The sequence below is a fragment of the Bacillus sp. Nf3 genome, assembly GCF_003028545.1.
Lineage (GTDB): Bacteria > Bacillota > Bacilli > Bacillales > Bacillaceae > Bacillus > Bacillus safensis.
This window is the reverse complement of sequence record NZ_PYUA01000122.1, coordinates 1-514: the sequence shown is the minus strand read 5'-3', so window position 1 is coordinate 514 and position 514 is coordinate 1. Positions and strand designations below refer to the sequence as shown.

Here is a 514-nt window from a genome sequence, read left to right as displayed (position 1 = left end):
GTATCCACCACCTGGCCATCCTCGCGCACGGTCAGGGTGTGGCCGTGGAAGGCGTACACGCGGCGTGCCGGCAGGCCGATGATCGAGTAACGACCAAAGCGCTCGCCGCCTTCGACGGATTCAAACAGGTAGGTATTGGGGCCGTCGGCGAGCTTCAGATAGACCGAAAGCGGCGTGTCCAGGTCGGACAGCACTTCGCGGACAACGGGGATATGGGTGTGGCCTTCAGCGGCCTGCTGCTGAAACTGAGCGTGCGAGTTCAAGACGACTTTCCTTCCGGGACACAGCGTTATGGGGGCGGACGACGGCAACGGGCCACCATCGCCACCAACGGCGTGCGGAAGAAAGGGTATGCGGGGTAGTCAGGCTGGACACCCGTTGACTGTAACGCAGGTTCGGCGGCAGGGAAACCCTGCGAAACTGAACCACCGCAAGCGCGGTGCCGGTTGCAGGGATCGGGGTGGAGACCGGTGCCGGTGGCAATGACCGGGGCAAAGACCGGTGCGACGACCGG

Annotated in this window: 1 pseudogene; it reads right to left on the bottom strand. The window is 64.2% G+C overall.

Going from position 1 to position 514, the window contains the following annotated elements:
• Positions 1 to 263: pseudogene (locus tag C9414_RS21140) on the bottom strand (hypothetical protein); the annotation flags it as partial.
• Positions 264 to 514: the final 251 nt, after the last annotated feature.